The sequence below is a fragment of the Qipengyuania triglochinis genome, assembly GCF_054655615.1.
Map to the genome: position 1 here is coordinate 284,315 of NZ_BAAHND010000002.1, position 18,191 is coordinate 302,505.

At 61.2% G+C, this 18,191-nt stretch carries 11 protein-coding genes; 3 read left to right on the top strand and 8 right to left on the bottom strand.

All coding sequences use genetic code 11. From position 1 onward, the window contains the following. The first annotated feature begins 9 nt into the window (after window positions 1-9). Window positions 10-2,172, top strand: a complete 2,163-nt coding sequence (locus ACYQ0G_RS07585) for a S9 family peptidase (protein ID WP_460101320.1) — start codon at window positions 10-12, stop codon at window positions 2,170-2,172. Next, complete coding sequence (locus ACYQ0G_RS07590) at window positions 2,169-2,564, top strand: acyl-CoA thioesterase (RefSeq protein WP_460101321.1); 396 nt, start codon at window positions 2,169-2,171, stop codon at window positions 2,562-2,564. Before ACYQ0G_RS07585 ends, ACYQ0G_RS07590 begins: the two co-directional genes overlap by 4 nt. 18 nt (window positions 2,565-2,582) lie before the next feature. On the opposite strand, the gene ACYQ0G_RS07595 is transcribed toward ACYQ0G_RS07590, so the two are convergent. From ACYQ0G_RS07595 to ACYQ0G_RS07615, 5 genes are all read right to left on the bottom strand, one after another. Next, window positions 2,583-4,349 carry a sensor domain-containing diguanylate cyclase gene (locus tag ACYQ0G_RS07595; RefSeq protein ID WP_460101323.1) on the bottom strand — a complete coding sequence of 589 codons (1,767 nt, stop codon included), beginning with the start codon at window positions 4,347-4,349 and terminating at the stop codon, window positions 2,583-2,585. Window positions 4,350-4,418: 69 nt separating this feature from the next. After that, entirely contained in the window at window positions 4,419-5,537 is a 1,119-nt protein-coding gene (gene ald, locus ACYQ0G_RS07600) for an alanine dehydrogenase (RefSeq protein WP_460101325.1), read from the bottom strand. 79 nt (window positions 5,538-5,616) lie between these two features. Next, window positions 5,617-7,167, bottom strand: coding sequence for a DUF389 domain-containing protein (locus tag ACYQ0G_RS07605; protein WP_460101326.1), 1,551 nt, complete (start codon window positions 7,165-7,167; stop codon window positions 5,617-5,619). A 9-nt stretch (window positions 7,168-7,176) separates the two neighbouring features. Next, window positions 7,177-9,513 carry a DNA translocase FtsK gene (locus ACYQ0G_RS07610; protein ID WP_460101328.1) on the bottom strand — a complete coding sequence of 779 codons (2,337 nt, stop codon included), beginning with the start codon at window positions 9,511-9,513 and terminating at the stop codon, window positions 7,177-7,179. Between the two features lie 54 nt (window positions 9,514-9,567). Further along, window positions 9,568-10,092: a thiamine phosphate synthase gene (locus tag ACYQ0G_RS07615; protein WP_460101330.1), complete on the bottom strand. Its 525-nt coding sequence runs from the start codon at window positions 10,090-10,092 to the stop codon at window positions 9,568-9,570. A 22-nt stretch (window positions 10,093-10,114) separates the two neighbouring features. Here ACYQ0G_RS07615 and ACYQ0G_RS07620 point away from each other — a divergent pair, with 22 nt between their 5' ends. Beyond that, window positions 10,115-10,777 carry a YggS family pyridoxal phosphate-dependent enzyme gene (locus tag ACYQ0G_RS07620; RefSeq protein ID WP_460101332.1) on the top strand — a complete coding sequence of 221 codons (663 nt, stop codon included), beginning with the start codon at window positions 10,115-10,117 and terminating at the stop codon, window positions 10,775-10,777. A 96-nt stretch (window positions 10,778-10,873) separates the two neighbouring features. On the opposite strand, the gene ACYQ0G_RS07625 is transcribed toward ACYQ0G_RS07620, so the two are convergent. From ACYQ0G_RS07625 to ACYQ0G_RS07635, 3 genes are all read right to left on the bottom strand, one after another. After that, window positions 10,874-13,627: a TonB-dependent receptor gene (locus ACYQ0G_RS07625; protein ID WP_460101334.1), complete on the bottom strand. Its 2,754-nt coding sequence runs from the start codon at window positions 13,625-13,627 to the stop codon at window positions 10,874-10,876. Between the two features lie 84 nt (window positions 13,628-13,711). Continuing rightward, the gene (locus ACYQ0G_RS07630) at window positions 13,712-16,471 is read right to left on the bottom strand and encodes a [protein-PII] uridylyltransferase (RefSeq protein ID WP_460101336.1); all 2,760 of its coding nucleotides are present in this window, start codon (window positions 16,469-16,471) and stop codon (window positions 13,712-13,714) included. After that, a complete protein-coding gene (locus ACYQ0G_RS07635; RefSeq protein ID WP_460101338.1) occupies window positions 16,468-18,162 on the bottom strand; it encodes a class I adenylate-forming enzyme family protein in 1,695 nt (564 codons plus the stop codon). Before ACYQ0G_RS07635 ends, ACYQ0G_RS07630 begins: the two co-directional genes overlap by 4 nt. Window positions 18,163-18,191: the final 29 nt, after the last annotated feature.

An 18,191-nucleotide genomic window follows, 5' to 3' on the forward strand; every position in this document is an offset into this window, starting at 1 on the left:
AGGTGTCCCGTGACTTTCAACCGACTGACTGCGTGCCTATCTGTCGCGGCACTGGCCTGCGCCGCTCCCATTCATGCCCAATCCGACGAAGGGACATCCGTGACTGCCCCCACTTCACCACCGACCGCCGAAAAGCGCGATTATTCCTATTCGCATCACGGGATCACGATTTCCGATCCCTACCACTGGCTGAAGGACGACAGTTACCCGACCGTGGACGACGAGGATGTCCTGACGCACCTAAAGGCGGAAAACGCCTGGTTCGAAGCGCGCATGGCTCCGCAACAGAAGCTGGTGGACGAGCTTTACGAAGAGATGAAAGCGCGGGTGAAGGAGGATGAGAGCAGCGTCCCTCAGAAGGACGGCGACTGGCTCTACTGGTCCGAGTTCGAGCAGGGCAAGGAGTATCGCAAATACTACCGCAAACCGGTAGCGGGCGGTGATCCGCAACTCATCCTGGATGAGAACGTGCTGGCCGAAGGGCACGAATATTTCCGCCTTGGCGCATTTTCCGTTTCCAAGAACGGTCGCTATCTAGCCTACTCGGCAGACACGAATGGTTCCGAACGGTTCACCGCGCGCATCAAGGATCTCGAGACCGGCGATCTGTTGCCGGACGAGATACCCGGCACGCTGACCGGGCTCGCCTGGGTCATGAATGACAGAGCGATCGTCTACGGATTGGCCAATGATCAGTGGCGGGTCCACGATACGACGATGCACGTTCTCGGCACGCCGCTGTCGGACGATGTCGAGCTGTATCGTGAGACCGAAAACGACGGCTTCCGGGTCGGGGCTGGACTGTCGGCTCAGGAAGACTGGCTGGTCATCTCGACCGGAGATAACGAGACGAGCGAAGTGCGCCTCGTTCGCGCCGACGATCCGACGGGCGAGCAAATCCTTGTCGCGCCGCGCCAGACGGGCCGCGAGTACGATGTCGATGTGCGGACGGTAGATGGCCAAGCCACGCTCTACATTCACACGAACGACGAACATGTGAACTTCCGGCTCGCCACGGCCAGCCTCGAGGCGCCGGGTGATTGGAAGACCCTGATAGAAGGCTCAGACGAATTCTATCTCGACGGGTTCGAACTGTTCAAGGATTTCTACGTCACCGAAGGCCGCCTGCGCGGGCTCGATCAGATCCAGCTGCGCAGTTACAAGGATCCCAATCTGGTCAAGCCGGTCGCCTTTACCGAGGCGAGCTTTTCGACCGGGCTTTCGAACAATCCCGAATACGATACCGACCGGCTGCGCCTTTCCTACGAAAGCATGGTCACTCCCGACACGGTCTATGACTACCATGTCGGCAGCGGCGAACTGGAGCTGCTCAAGCAGCAGGAGATACCAAGTGGCTACGACGCCAATCTCTATCAGGTCGAACGGATCGAAATTCCCGCGCGGGATGGTACGCCGGTTCCGGTGTCGATCGTCAGCCGCAAGGACCGCGAGGCCGGCGGTCCGCTGCATCTCTATGCCTATGGCGCTTACGGCTTTGCCTATCCCCCCAACTTCTCGACCACCAGACTGAGCTTGGTCGATCGCGGCTATGCCTTCGCCATCGCGCATATTCGCGGCGGCGACGATCTGGGGCGTAATTGGTATCTGCAGGGCAAGCTCAACGAGCGGACCAATACCTTCAACGATTTCGTCGATGTGGCGAAGGGCCTGATTGCCCAGGGCTATACCGCCGAAGGTCGGATCAGCGCGAGCGGCGGTTCTGCGGGCGGCGAATTGATGGGCGTCGTGCTCAACACCAATCCCGAACTGTGGGGCGCAGTGGTTGCCCATGTGCCGTTCGTGGATGTCCTCTCGACCATGCTCGACAAGGATCTGCCGCTCACCCCGGGTGAATGGCCCGAGTGGGGCAACCCAATCGAGAGCAAGCAGGCTTTTGCCTACATTCTTTCCTATTCGCCCTACGATCAGGTCTCAGCGCATGACTATCCTCCACTGATGGTCACGGCTGGCCTCAACGACCCGCGGGTTACCTATTGGGAGCCGGCAAAATGGGTGGCCAAGCTGCGCGAATTGAAAACAGACCAGAACGAGCTGCTGCTGAAAACGAACATGGGCGCGGGTCACGGCGGTAAGTCCGGGCGCTTTGCGTCCATTTACGAGGTCGCCGAAGAATACGCCTTTATCCTTTGGCAGATGGGGGAGGCACCATGAGCAAGCATTTCGAGCGGACATTCACCGCCCAGCCCGAAGACATCGACGAGCTCGGACATGTGAACAATGCCGTCTGGGTGCGCTGGATTCAGGACATCGCCGTTTCCAACTGGGACGAAATCGCCCACCCGGAAGACAGTGCCCGCTTCTTCTGGGTCGTGACCCGGCACGAGATAGACTACCGCGGAAATGTCGTCGAAGGTGAGAGCGTGACCGGGGAAACATGGATCGAGGGGCAGCCAAAGGGCGCTACATCCGTCCGCCGGGTTGATTTCCGTAATGCCTCCGGGAAGGTCATCGTCTCCGCGGCGACGACTTGGGCAATGCTCGATCGCGAGACACAACGTCTCGTCCGGGTTCGCCCTGAAATTCTCGCCCCGTTTCGCGATTAGCCGTCAAACGCTGATCAGCTAGACCGGGGATCTGCGGGAAAGCCGCTGAAGCGGTCCGACCGGCGAAAGCTTTTCTTTCCGGGTCGTGTTTCGCCCAGCGCATTTGGCCTCGTAAAGCAGCCTGTCCGCCTTGGCATACAAGCTGATGAAACCATCGGTGGTTTCGCGAACCTTCCATTCTCCGAAGTCCACAAAACCCATGCTGGCTGTGACCGGCCGATCGAGTTCTTCCACGGCCGTGAAGATACGGGCGGTCATGGACCTGCGCCGTTTCTCCGCTTTTTCTGCCGCATCTTCGCCGCGTAGCAAGAGGAGGAACTCCTCGCCGCCCATGCGAAAGGCGACGACATCATTGTCGTCGCCGGGGCTGAGGGCCCACGCCGCACTACGAATGACGCGGTCACCCACGGGATGGCCGAAATCGTCATTGATCGACTTGAAATCATCGAGATCCACCACCGCCATGGCGTGAAATCCGTCCCGCACCAATTCGGGATACCGAATTTCAAGCGATCGGCGGTTGCGCAGCCCGGTTAGTTCGTCGTGCTCGCTGATCATTTCGAGATCGCGAGCGGTCAGGATCGCACGGTCGCGCTGTCGACGGATAATCATGAAGCGATCGGCGACCGCTACCGCGGTGGCGATGACTTCAAACAGCAGAGCGAAATTCTGCGGCCAGGTCTCGTCGAAATTGAAAGCTTCGCCGTAAAGGTAAACCCCGATCGTCTGGGTCAGGATGACGAAAAACAGCGGCGTGATGCCAACCGTGAGGAAGATTGCCACGCGGCTGCCGTTTCGGCGCGCGAAAGTAAGCACGATATAGTAGGCAGCAAAGAGACCCACCAGCACTGCGAAATACAGGTAATCTATATAGCCTGCGAACCAATCGATGAGGAAGGTGCCGATCAATCCGTTCGCTACCGCTATTGCGGCCATTCCCAGCAGCCACCGTCGCCGCGAGGCAGGAAGCTTGCTGCTTTCAAGAAAATGGTATGCGAACAGAAATGTCGCCGCGATCATCAGATCGAGACTGAGGTAGGTGATCATGAGCTCCGCATCGTAAGACAAAGCGGTCGCCATGGGGAGCAGGCCAGATACCGATGCCGTCTGCACCATCGCCATCAGACAGAAGAGCCCGTGATAGATGAGGAAGGTCTCGCGCAAGGCGCGGTAGAAAATCAGGTCGAAAATAGCCGGGCTCAGCAGCAGGCCGCAGAGGAGAGCTGCCAGGAGATGATAGTAGCCGGCTACAGCTGGCGTTTCTGCGTGACGCGAGATTTGGGCACGCACGAATGCGTCGGGATAATATCCCCCTTCGTGGATCATGGCGATGGATTTCACCGGGACGCCCAGATCCGGCAATTCGATCATGGCCCGCAGGCTCGAGGATCCAAGCTTGAGATCCCGGAAACCGTATATTCGCGAGATAATCGAGCCATCAGTGCCTTCGACCCGGACGATAAGGCGTTCGAATTCATTCCGATCGAAGCTGAGAAAACGCGGATAAGCGGGAGGCCCCGTAGCCCCGCTCAAATCGTGACGGATAATGTGACGATCCGCAAACCAGTCGAACTGTTCGCTGTCGCACTCCCAAGTCTCGGGTTTCTGAATCGCATCCCGATAGGATACGCTCGTATCAGTCGAGATGTGACAAACTGATCCAGGTGCAAATCCGTCGGCGGCAAAGAGCTTGCCCGGCACGAGCAGCAGCATCGCGCAAAGCACGAAAATTGCTGCAGTCCGCAACGAAGCGAACTGCAGGCCAGCGATCGGGGCCCTTCCCATTGAAGTACCCGATACGCGTTAATTTCCTAATGGCACGTTAAACTTATCTTCCCGCACGAAACCGGGATTTTAGGCAGTCAATATTTCCGCCACCGGACGATAGGCATAACCCAGTTCGCGCGCGACCGCTTCATAGGTCACTTCCCCTGCGTGAACGTTCAGACCTTCGGCAAGATACGGGTCCGCAGCCAGCGCCTTTTTCCAACCGAGGCGGGCGATACGCAAGGCATGGGGCAGCGTGACATTGTTGAGCGCATAGGTGCTGGTGCGCGCGACGGCGCCAGGCATGTTGGCGACGCAATAATGGACGACGTCGTCTACTACGTAGGTTGGATCGGCATGCGTGGTCGGCTTCGACGTCTCGAAGCAGCCGCCCTGGTCGATCGCCACATCGACCAGCACTGCACCGGTCTGCATGTCCTTGAGCATTTCGCGTGTGACCAGCTTGGGTGCCGCCGCACCGGGGATCAACACTGCGCCGATAACGAGATCCGCGCTGCAGACCGCGTCATAAAGGTTCGCCTGATTCGAGAACCGCGTGCTCGCCCGCGATTCAAAATGCGTCCCGACCTTTTCCAGCACATCGGGGTCGCGATCGAGAATGGTCACGTCGGCACCAAGGCCGGCGGCCATCTGAGCGGCATTGAAGCCGACGACACCACCGCCGATCACCACGACCTTGCCCGGCATTACCCCCGGCACACCGCCGAGCAACACGCCGCGGCCGCCATGCGCTTTTTCCAGCGCGCTGGCGCCGGCCTGAACGCTCATTCGCCCGGCAACCTGGCTCATCGGTTTGAGAAGCGGCAGCTGGCCATTGGCCCCGGTTACGGTTTCATAGGCAATCGCCGTCACGCCGCTTTCGACGAGCTCTTTCGTCTGTTCCGGATCGGGCGCAAGGTGAAGATAGGTGTAAAGGATCTGGCCTTCGCGCAGCTTGGCCCGTTCGACCGCCTGTGGTTCCTTGACCTTCACCACCATTTCGCATTCGGCGAAGATCTCGTCCGGCGTATCGACTATCTTCGCGCCAGCTTCGATATATTGTTCGTCGGTTGCATCGATGCCGCAGCCGGCCTGCGTTTCGATCCAGACCTCGTTGCCCTGGACGATCAGTTCTTTCGCGCTCTCCGGCGTCAGGCCGACGCGATATTCGTGATTCTTGATTTCCTTCGGGCAACCGACGCGCATTGGGCGAACTCCTTCTCTTGCGAGGGGCAGGTACAAGCCTTGCTATCGGGCGGCAAGCACACGAGAGGCGGGCGCAAGCTTATTGCGGAAGAGGCGCCCAGCGGATTGCGATCCGCTCGTCGTCACCCGGCTCGACTTGCGCAATCTCTATTCCGGCATCTCGCAAGCGAGCGGCCAAGGCTTCCGTCTGCTCTGGCGGGCCCGTCAGGATCAACGGTAAGTCGATTCGCTGCGCTGCCCATATCACGGTCTTCTCCGCCGAGGTTCCAGCCTCGTCAGGCCCGTCCTCGCCCAATGTTATGGTTGGGAGCGCGCGCAATGGTGGGCGCAGCCTTACCGTCCAGCCAGGCGTATCACCGATTACGCGCGCTTCGAGATCGCGATAGCCTTCGAGCGATAGTCCGGGCAGCGGTTTGGCATTCGCGGATACGATCCGCGTGTCGCGGTCGAGCAGGACAGCGGAACGATTGACCCCCGCAGCCATCGCCATGCGATCCACAAGCGTTGAAATCTGGCGCTCTGTAGCGGCGGCCTGCTCGGCAGCGCGGGCGCGGGCCAGTTCCGCCTGCTCGGCTGCGCCCGGGTCAGCGCCGACGCGCAATTGCTCGATATTGACGGTGACTTGGCGGCCGAGCTCTTTCTGCAGCGTTTGCGATAGGTCGCCATTGGCACCGGTATCGAAGTTCGGCGTAAAAACGGTCGCCGTGATGGTGAGGGGTTCGCTGTCCCAATCGATCGTCTGCTCGCTGATCCGGGCTCGCGAGCCGAACTCGGCCTGGATGGCATTGCGCACGATGCGTTGGGAATTGGTCTCCCATGCGATCTGCCTGAGCGACAGGCCGAGCGGGATGGCCAGCGCCACAAAGATCATGAAGATGCCGACATTCTGGAACCAGCCCTGCCGGGTGGAGAGGCTCGTGCGGAAGCCATAGAGGCGCGCCATGATCGTCGCGGTCAGTGCGATGGTCAGGCAGTTGGTCACGAACAGGCCTAGCGCGCCGAAGAAAACCGTCCAGTTGAGCGTCGCAAGGCCGAAGCCGACCACTGCCAGCGGAGGCATCAAGGCGGTAGCGATGGCAACGCCTACGATCGTGCCTTCGCGCCCGCGGATCATCGCATAGGAACCGGCGATGGAGGAGAAGAGCGCCACAAGCAGATCGAGCAGATTGGGCCGCGTGCGCGAGGCGATTTCCTCGGTCACGGCTTGCAGTGGCGACACCAGCACGATCAGGGCGGAGAACAACACTGCCACCAGGCTGCCGAGCGCAAGCGTCTTGGCGCTGATGCGCAGCCATTTCTGCTTACCCGTAGCCAGCGCGAAGCCGACGCCGAGGATCGGGCTCATCAGCGGCGAGAGAAGCATGGCGCCGATAACCACCGCGCCGGAAGACAGCAGCAGGCCGAGGATCGCGATGCCTGCCGACATCATGGTCATCAGCATGTATCGCGGTGTCGTCGGGCATTCGAGCGCGATCTTGGCGATCACTTCCTGATGATCGACACCGGTGCGGACATTCGTGCGCCAGTACTGACGTAGCTGCGCGACGGCGCGCCCGATGGGTGAGAATACCCAGCGTGCGGTGCGTTCCGCCTCCTCGTCGGCGGATGGGCTTTGAGTCACAGCGTCCATCAAGCGCCCTTAGATCGGGTTGCCGTCCTGGTCGCGGAAAATCTCGCGGCGACCGACATGGTTGGCAGGTCCGACCAGCCCTTCGCTCTCCATTCGTTCGATCCACTTGGCGGCCGTGTTGTAGCCGACCCCCATCTGGCGCTGCAGCCAGCTGCCACTCGCCTTCTGGTTCTCGATAACGATCTGGCAGGCCTGACGATATTTGCGCTCTTCCGGATTGTCGGAAGCGGTGAACTCGTCCTCGAAATTGAAGCCGCCGTCTTCGGGCTCTTCGGTCACGGCATCGACGTAATCGGGCTTGCCCTGACCACGCCAGTGATCGGCCACGCGTTCGACCTCGTCATCGGCCACGAAGGGCCCGTGAACGCGCACGACCGCCCCGGTATTGGGCTTGTACAGCATGTCGCCCTTGCCCAGCAGTTGCTCCGCGCCTTGCTCGCCCAAAATGGTGCGGCTGTCGATCCGGCTCGTGACCTTGAAGCTGATGCGGGTCGGCAGGTTAGCCTTGATGACGCCGGTGATGACGTCGACCGAGGGGCGCTGCGTCGCCATGATCAGGTGGATGCCTGCCGCGCGGCTCTTTTGCGAGAGCCGCTGGATCAGCACTTCGATTTCCTTGCCCACCGTAACCATGAGATCGGCCAGCTCATCGACGATCAGGACGATCAGCGGCAGCGGTTCGTAGTCGAGCTGCTCTTCCTCGTAGAGTTCCTCGCCGGTTTCGGGATCGAAGCCGGTCTGAACGCGGCGGCCCAGCGGTGTGCCCTTCGCAGCGGCATTGCGAACCTTGTCGTTGAAGCCCGCGATATTGCGCGAGTTCACGCTGGACATCATCCGATAGCGCTTCTCCATTTCCTCTACCGCCCATTTGAGCGCCCGGACCGACTTGGCCGGTTCGGTCACCACCGGGCTGAGGAGGTGGGGGATGTCGTCATAGGTCTTGAGTTCGAGGACCTTGGGATCAATCAGGATCAGGCGGCACTCGTCGGGCGTAAAACGATAGAGCAGCGACAGCAGGATCGCGTTGAGGCCCACCGATTTACCCGACCCGGTCGTACCCGCGACCAGCAGGTGAGGCATGGCTGCAAGATCGGCAATGATCGGCTCGCCCGCGATATCCTTGCCCAGGATCATCGGCAGACTACCCTTATTGTCCACGAAGGCGCTGGAGGTCGCCAGTTCCTTGTAGCTCACCATCTGGCGATCAGCGTTGGGCAGTTCGATACCGATCACCGTCCTGCCCGGAATGGGCGAAACGCGGGCGCTGATCGCGCTCATATTGCGGGCGATATCCTCGGCGAGGCCGACCACGCGACTGGCCTTGATGCCCGCCGCGGGTTCCAGTTCGTACATCGTCACCACCGGCCCGGCGCGAACGGCTGTAATCTCGCCCTTCACGTTGAAATCGTCGAGCACGTTTTCGAGCAGCCGCGCATTGCGTTCCAGCGCGATCTTGTCGAGCTTGGCGGCCTTCTGTTCGGGCGGGTCGGCAAGCAGTTCGTTGCTCGGCAATTCGTAATTGGCGAACATATCGCGCTGCTTGGGTTTGGCTGTCTGCGACTGCGCCGGCGCGGCAACGGGATCGGCAATTTCCGGAGCCCGGCGGGCAGGCTGCGGCTCGGCTTCCGGCGCATCCTCGTCCTCGACCGTCTCCCGCTTTGCGCGTTTCTGCTTCTTGGGGGCCAGCGGAAGGTCAATGTCCGAAAGTTGCGGGCGCCGCTTCAACATTTCGGGAAGAGTGAAGAACTGCGCCCAGTCGATGGCGAACACGCGGGTGACCAGCGCAAGCCCGCCGCCCAGAGCCACGAGGCCGAGCAGGGCGATGACCCACCCGGAAAAGCTACTGGCGAACCGCGTGGCAACAGCCTCGATCGCGCCCGCGCCAAGCAATCCTGAAAGCCCGCCTGCACCCGCCGGGAATGGCCCCGGGCTCCCTTCGAACAGCAGAGCGATAACGGTGCCCAGCAGAACCATGGCAAGTATCAGCAGCGCGAACGGCGGCCACCATTTGCCCGGCGTTTCTTCTTCTTCCGGATTTTCGACGCCGGTCCAAAGGCGGCGGGCGGAAATCCAGATCATCGGTAGCAGCAGGAGCGAGGGCAGTCCGAACAGGAACAGTGCGCGCTCGGCAGCCCAGGCCCCGCTCGCCCCCATCCAGTTGGCAATCGCATCGCCCGATGCGGCAGTGGACGCGCTGGGATCGGTCTGGCTGTAACTGGCAAGCGCCAGCGCAAGGAAGATGAGCAGTGCGAACAGCACGCCCGCCCCCGTCATGTGACTGGCACGGCGCAGCGAACGGCGAAATGCCGCACGCCAATCTGGTCTGGCGTTTGCCCGCGTTGCCATGAAACTTCCCTTCTTGCGTCTGGCCCCCAGTATGGTTCGTGCAGGACTCCTGCGTCAAGGAGCCTTCGTCGAAGCGAGTCCGTCAATCGCCCCCCAGCGTGGCCAATCGAGTTGTTGTGCGCGTTCGTATGTCATTCCGCCCAGCGCTATGACCGGGACCGGGGATTGAGCCGCCAGCAAGTGAAATTGGTCGACGCCGAGTGTCGCAGCCCCCGGATGGGATGCGGTGGGGAACACGGGAGACAGGAATAGGCCGTCCGCCCCAAGCCGTGCGGCGCGTTCGATTTCGTCGCTGTCATGAGCGGTCGCCAGCCATACTCCTTCACCACCCCGTGCAGCGCCATAAGATCCGTCTGCGCCCCAGTCGCCCATACCTGAAAGTATCACCAGATGGCCCGCCTCGCGCGCGATTGCAGCAAGGACGTCGAAACGGTGCCTCCTTTCATCCTCATCAAGATGGTAGTGGCGATAAACGAAGCCGGATTGTGGGGGGAGCGCACGCAGGGCCTGTTCGAGCCCGCCATCGTTACGCGCATCGGAAAGCAGCCAAAGCAAGGGCAGGGTCTGGCGTGCAGGCATGCAATCGCTATAGCGCAATGCCATGGAAAAAGCAGACACTCCGCTCCAATCTGTCCTCCACGCCATTCAGGCCAGTTGCAAGCGGGCCCGGCGCGATCCCGGCGACGTGACGCTTGTGGCGGTGAGCAAGCGGCATACGGCCGAAGCGATCGAACCGCTGCTGATCGAAGGCCAGCGCCATTTCGGCGAGAACCGGGTCCAGGAAGCTCAGGAAAAATGGCCCGCCCTGCGCGAGGAACACCCCGGTGTGCGCCTGCATCTCGTCGGACAATTGCAGTCCAACAAAGCGGAAGATGCCGCAGCGCTGTTCGACGTCATTCATTCGCTCGACCGCCCGAGCCTGGTGAAGGCTCTGGCTAAGGCATTCGACAAGACTGGACGTCAAATACCCTGTTTCGTGCAGGTGGATGTCGGTGACGAACCACAGAAGGGTGGCTGCCCGGTTGCGGAACTGCCGGAATTGCTTCGTCAGGCCCGCGATGCCGACATACCCTTGGCGGGGCTGATGTGCCTTCCTCCAGCCGAGATCGAACCTGCGCCTTTCTTCGCATTACTCGACAAGCTTGCCCGCGATCACGGGCTCGACGGGCGAAGCATGGGGATGAGCGGCGATTTCGAAACTGCCATCATGCTGGGGGCGACCCACGTGCGTGTTGGCACGGCGCTGTTCGGAGAGCGCAACTGAGGTGAGCGTTCGCCGCGCCGGAAAGAAGCGTCTTCACGATTTGACTACAAAAAAGGGCGCCCGGAGGCGCCCTTTTCGTTGATTGTTATATCCGGCTCAGAATTTGGCCCGCAGGGTAACGCCGTAGGTGCGCGGTTCTGCTAGGTATGCCGAGTAAGTCTGCTGTTCGGCCACGAAAGGCGTGTTGAAGGCCACCTGTGTGTAGTTCTGGTCAAACAGATTGTTGACCCAGCCTTCGATTGCGAAGCGGTCTGCGATGTTGGTCAGGCCGACGCGGTAGTTCACCAGCGTGTAGCCATCCTGTTCCTTGCCGTAGAGCAGGTCGGAACCGCTGTTGTAATCGCTGGTCGTACGGGCGTTGATGTAGAACAGGCCCTTCATGCCGCTGGTGCCGATATCCGGCGTCCAGGTGAGCGAGCTCGTGGCAACCCATTCAGGCGCGTTCGACATCTGGTCGCCCGGAAGCAGACGCAGCGCCGGATCGAGCGGTGAACCGTTGTCGCTGCCCACCAGATCGTCGGCAAACTCGGTGTCGGCACGGGTTACGCCAACCGTGAAGGTGAGCGACCGGGCCGGACGAAGGTTGGCTTCGAATTCGAAACCCTGCGAAACCACGCCGGGGGCGATGTTATCGGCATCGCAGGCACCAGTAGTGCCGTCGTTATCGCGATCGAGGCCGCCGAGATCGGAATCGCAGCCATTGATGTTCTGAACCACGAAGACCGAACCGTTGAAGGTGTTCAGCTGGAAGTTGCTGAACTCCTGACGGAAGAGCGAAAGGCTCGCGCCCCACATACGCTCCTGATACTTCAGGCCGACTTCATAGGCGTTGACCGTTTCTTCCTCGAACTGGAGCGCCGCCGGGTTGATCGCGCTGACGTTCAGAGCCACCGGAAGAGCAAGCGCCGAGCGGTCGAGGTTGTAACCGCCAGCCTTGTATCCGCGGGAATAGGATCCGTAGACCAGCAGGTCGTCGACCGGCTTCCAGCTGAGGATCGCGGTGCCCGTGAATTCGTCCTCGTCGCGGCTGTCTTCGAGCGTCACTCCGTCTAGCTCTGACGTCGAATTGCCCTGACAGGAAAGCGAGATGATACCGCCTGCAAGACCAGCAAGGCTAGGCACGGCAAGCAGCCCGTTCAGCAGCGCGCGGTTCTGGGGGCAGATGACGTTATCGTTAGCGAACGATGCATCGAAATCCTTGGTTTCGTTGGTGTAACGAAGGCCGAGGGTCAGATCGAGCCGGTCCGTGATATGGAAGATATTGTGCGTGAAGAGCGCGAAGTTCTCGCTCGTCTGATTGTAGACGTCGCCCGTGCTGCCGAGATCGTTGATCTGGGATAGCCGGTCCAGGCCTGCAAAGATGAGCGGCGTTGCCGGCCCGAAGGCTCCCGCACCGCCATTGGCTCCCTGGAGCACAGCACGTCCTCCAGCACCGATACATCCGGTTTCCAAAGGATTCGCGAGCGCCGGGTTCACCGCGTTTACGACGCGGCATGGCGCGAATGCACCATACTGCGTGCCAAAGCGCAGATTATCGCGCGTTTGGAGATCCTCATTGGCGTAGTAGCCGCCCACCAGCCAGTCGAGACGGTCGTTGAAGGCCGTCCCGTTGAGGCGAAGTTCCTGGGTAAAGGTCTTGAACTGACGCGCGCCGGCAAACTCGCCCGGAGCGCGATAGAGGATGTCGACCTGCGTATAGTCGGTGTCCGAAGCCTGAATGTTTTCGTATTCGCGATACGCCGTGATCGAGGTCAGCGAAGCGGCCCCGAGATCCCAGTTGAGTTCGCCGGAAATGCCGTAATCTTCCGTTTCGCCGTCATAGGACCGGCCCGGGGTCACGTAGATATTCCGGTTGAAGGTCGACTGGTTGAGTGCGGCCGGGTTCTGGCCGAGGCCCAGCAGGATCGGGATGATCGGATTGGCCGTATCGGTGAGCGCCGGTGTGGCGGTTCCGGGATAATCGAACTTCGCATCGGCGGAAGTTGCCGGCAGATCGTCGCTCAGGCGGGCAAGTGGCGCGAAGCTGGGCTGCACGAAGGTCGCTGCGCAGCAGGCCTCGTCCTTCTTCGAATAGTCGGCGACCAGGCGGAAGCTCAGGCTATCGGAAGGCTCGAACAGGGCTTGCGCCCGAACGAGGTAGCGATCGCGATTGTTGACGTCGGTATCGTTGATGACGTCGTTGTAGAACCCGTCACGGCGGAAGAAGACGCCGTCCACACGGGCAGCGACGGTGTCGCCCAAGGGCGCGTTGACGCCGCCTTCGACGCGAACTGCATCGTAATTGCCATAGGTGAAGTTGGCATAGCCGCCGAAGTCGAATTCGGGTGCGGCGGTGTAGATCGAGATCATCCCGGCCGAGGAGTTACGTCCGCCGAGCGTGCCCTGCGGACCGCGCAGGATTTCGATGCGATCGAGCGGGCCGAGCTCCGACAGCGCGTTACCCGAGCGCGAACGGTAGACGCCGTCCACAAAGACCGCGACCGAGCTTTCGAGGCCGGGGTTGTCACCCACGGTGCCGATACCGCGAATACGGGCCGAGCCGTTCGCTTCGTTGCCGGTCGAGGACACGAGCAGCGACGGGGCGACCTGGTTCAGTTCGCGAATGTCGCTGGTGCCGGAATTCTCGAGCGTCTCGGACGAAACGGCCGAAATGGCGACCGGCACGTCGGCTAGGTTCTGCTCGCGGCCCTGTGCGGTAACCACGATGACCGGTGTGGTATCGTCAACATCCGCATTGTCGATCATGTCGCCGTCATCGGCGACAGCCTGAGCCATGGCGGCCTGCGGCAGCATTGTGAAACCCGCGCCAAGTACGGCCAGCGCGCGCAATGATAGCGTTGTTTTCCTCATGGGAACCCTCTCTCCTACTTTATTCTTAGAGGATTCGATGCCGGATTTGGGAGGATCGCGCAACAATCTTCCTGCAAACGTATGCTAGGCTTCTTCCAACCGTGCCTGCATTGCATCACTCGCAGCTTCCACTAGCCGGGCTTCGAGACGGTTCTGCCGCTCCCCTTCGGAGAGCTTGTCGCCCGTCAGATCCGTAACGTAAAACGTGTCCGCCGCGCGTTCACCGTAATTGGTCACATGGGCCGAATGAACGACTAGCCGCTGTTCGAACAGGACGCGCGCCAATCTGTTGAGAAGTGCCGGGCGATCGCGCGCGTTCACCTCGATTACGGTGAATCGATTCGATGCCTTGTTGTCGAACAGGACGCGCGGCGACACATCGAACGCCTTGGAGCGGCTGTGCGGCAGCGGGCGCTGGGCAAGCTTCGGCAGCAGGTCGATACGGTTGGCGAGGGCATCGGCGATGCTCTTCTTCAGCCGCTCCAGCTGCTGCTCCTCGCGGAAGGGCGCGCAATGCGGGTCCTGCACGAGGAAATTGTCCATCGCCCAGCCGGTGCGCGAGGTATGGATACGCGCATCGATGATATTGCCGCCAGCAAGGTGGATACCGCCCGCAATCCGGTAGAAGAGCCCCGGATGGTCTGCGGCAATCACGGTGACGAGCGTCGCCCCGCGCGCCTCGTAATATTCGCAGTGGACCGACAGTTCGTGCTGCATTTTTCGGGCCGCATCGTAATGTACGAGGTTCAGCGCGATAATGTCGACGGGCTCGGCAATCCAGTAGGCATCACCGAAACTCTTGCCATGCTCTTCCACAAGGTCAGCCCGATCGCCGAGCAGATCGGCAACCTGCGTCTTTCTGGCGGCGACCTTTTCCTTGCGGCCATGTCTCATGTGACCAAGGCGGAGCCGTTCGGCCGAAGCATCATACAATTCGCCGAGCAGCTGGCCCTTCCAGCTATTCCACGTCCCCGGCCCGACCGCGCGGATATCCACCGCCGTCAGGATCGCCAGATGACGCAGCCGCTCGATGCTCTGCACCTGGCCGACATAATCCTCGATCGTCTTCGGGTCGGTCAGGTCGCGCTTCTGCGCCGTATGGCTCATCAGCAGATGGTTCAGCACCAGCCAGGCCACCAGATCGGTCTCGCCGTCGGACAGGCCGAAGCGCGGGCACAGCTCCTTTGCGATCTCGGCGCCGAGTTCGGAATGGTCGCCCCCGCGGCCCTTGGCGATATCGTGCAGCAGCGCCGCGACATAGGCGACCCGGCGCGAACCGACCTTGTGGATCAGCCGCGTGGCGCGGGGATGGTCCTGTTTCAGCTCGCCCTTCTCGATCTGGTTGAGCAGGCCGATGGCGCGGATGGTATGTTCGTCCACCGTATAATGGTGGTACATATCGAACTGCATCTGCGCGTTGACCTTGCCGAAATCAGGCACGAAACGGCCGAAGACACCGGTTTCGTTCATCCAGCGCAGCACTGTTTCCGGATCGTTGCGGCCGCTGAGCAGGTCGAGGAACAGGGCATTGGCGCGTGGATCCTCGCGCACCGAACTGTCGATCAGCTTCGCATCGCGCCCCGCCTGCCGCATGGTTTCGGGATGGATTTCCAGCTGATCGGCCTCGGCCAGCTGGAACAGCTCGATCAGTCGTACCGGGTCCTTGGCGAACCAGTCGTCGGACGGCGCAGCGATGCGCCCGCCGAACACGCGATACCCCTTCACCATGCGCGGCTTGGGCTTGAACCCGGCAAAGAAGCCCCGGCGTGCCGAACGCTGGGCCAGATCGTCCTCGATATGCGCCAGGAACACGCCGGTCAGGCTGCCGACGCGCTTGGCCTGCAGGAAATAGAACTGCATGAACCGTTCGACCGAGCGTTGCCCGGGCCGGTCCGCGAACTTCATCCGTGTGGCGACCTGCCGCTGCAGATCGAAGGTAAGGCGGTCTTCCGCCCGGCCGGTGATGATATGCATGTGGCTGCGCACGGCCAGCAGAAAGCGTTCGGCCCGGCGGAAACTGCGATATTCGTTGCGCGTCATCAGGCCGACATCCACCAGCTCCGATGCGCTGGAGACGCGGTGGATGAACTTGCCGATCCAGTAGAGGGTCTGCAAATCGCGCAGGCCGCCCTTGCCGTCCTTTACATTGGGTTCGACGACATAGCGGCTGTCGCCCATGCGCTTGTGCCGCGCGTTTCGTTCGTCCAGCTTCTGGGTCAGAAAGGCGCGCTCGTTCCCGCGCACCACATCGCTGGTGTAACGCCGCTCTCCCTCGGCATAGAGTTCGCGATCACCCCAGACATAACGTCCTTCGAGCAGGGCGGTGCGGATCGTCAGGTCTTCCTTCGCCAGCCGGATCGCCTCTTCGATCGTGCGGGTCGAATGGCCAACCTTCAGGCCCAGATCCCATAGGATGTAGAGCATGGCTTCGACCACCTGCTCGCACCACGCATTGCGCCTTTCGCCCACGAGAAAGGCGATATCGACATCCGAATGCGGCGCCATTTCGCTGCGTCCGTAACCACCCACCGCCATGATCGCGAGCCGTTCGCCAGTACTGCGATTGGGGGCGGGATAGGTGTGCCGCGTCACATATTCGTGGATCACGCGCACGAGCTGGTCGATCAGGAAGGAATATCCGCCCGCAACGGAATGGCCGGCAGAAGGCTGTGCCTCCAGCCGGCGTTCCATTTCCTTCCGTCCGTCTTCCAGCGACTGCTTCAGCAGTTCGACGACGGGCGGGCGCGATTTTTCGCCATGCTCCTCAGCCAGCGCCTCGATCCTGGACGCGATCTCGCGCCGGTCGAATATCGCGCGCTGGCTGGGGATGGCTGGCGTGGTCAAACCGCCGTTATACTCGGCGCGTAGGTTGCCTTCACGCTGCGCTTGTCGACCTTCTGCGTGCCGAGACGCGGCAGATGGTCGCTGGCGCGCCAGACATGTGCCGGCACCTTGTAGGATGCGATATGCTCGCGCAGGTAATCCTGCAGTTCGTCAGGCTGCAGTTCCTCGCCCTTGTGGGTGAAGTAGACGGCGGCGACAATTTCGCCCAGCCGCTCGTCCGGTACGCCGAACACGCTGCATTCGGCCACGGCTGGATGCGCATAGATCGCTTCCTCGACCTCGATACAGGAAATGTTCTCGCCGCCGCGGATGATGATGTCCTTCTTGCGGTCGACGATGAAGAGATAATTGTCCTCGTCGAGATAGCCGAGATCGCCGGTGCGGAAATAGGCATCATCGGTATAGGCTGCCGCAGTGGCTTCCTCGTTCTTCCAGTAGCCAAGGAAATTGGCCACCGATCGGATGCAGATTTCGCCCACTTCGCCCACGGCAAGCTTGTTTCCGTCATCGTCGAGAATGGCCATGTCCACCATCGGCTTCGAGGGCATGCCGGTCGAACCGGGCTTGGCCATGTAGTTTTCGTTGAGATTGCCGCAGCCCACGGCATTGGTTTCGGTAAGGCCATATCCCAGCAGCGGGAAGCCTTCGGGAAAGGCTTGCTTGATCTTGGTCACATGCTCGGGCGGGCGCGGTGCGCCACCCGCGGCGAAGCTCTTGCAGCTCGACAGGTCGAAACTGTCGCGCTCGGGATGGGTGGCCATCTCGTAGCTCATCAGCGGAACGCCGACGAAATAGGTGATCTGCTCTTTCTCGAGCAGGCAAAGCGCCTCGCGCGGATCCCATTTCGGCATCAGCACCAGCTTCCGGCCAAGCGCGAAGCTCTGGAGGAATAGCGGGATTTCCCCGGTAACATGGAACAGCGGAACGGCGACCAGCGCGCTGGGCTGGACCGTGGGCGCTTCGCCACGTTCCGTCAGGACCTGAAGGATCATGGCCGTCTGGGCAACATAGTTCATCGTGCCGGTGACCACGCCCAGGTGATCGGAAAAGGCACCCTTGGGATTGCCGGTCGAACCCGAGGTATAAAGAATGGTGGCGAGATCGTCCGGGCCCAGTTCGCCGAGCATCTTCATCGCCGTATCGCCTTGCGCCCAGATCGGGGCGAGGCCTTCTGCCGGAACGCCGTGATCGATGACCACGACCTTGGCCGCGATCTCTTCACCTTCCATACGCTTGGCGCGCTGGGGATCGGCTAGCACCAGTGAGCATTCGCAAAGATTGATGCCATAGGCGAGTTCTTCGCCCGTCCACCAGCCGTTGAGCAGGGTTGCGCAGCCACCCGCCATCAGCGTGCCCATATAGGCGATGATCCAGTTGGCGGAATTGCGTGCGGCGATGCCTACGCGATCGCCCTTCTTGAGACCATGCGTGGTCGCAAGACCATGAGCCACGCAGGCGGCCGCGCCATAGACCTGGCCGAAGGTCAGCCGCAGGTCGCCATCGACAAGGAAAAGCTCGTCCTTCTTTTCATTCGCGAAATGGGCGAAATAATGCGCCACGCTGGGCGGGGCATTCTTGAAAGCCGGCATTTCAACACCGCGCCGCGTCATGGGGACCGTTTCGAACATCTGTCCGGGGGCGGTCACGGCGCTGGTGATACGTTCAATATCCTTGTCGAGTTCAGTCGGCATGGTCGTTTAGTGTCCTCTCCATTGCTAAC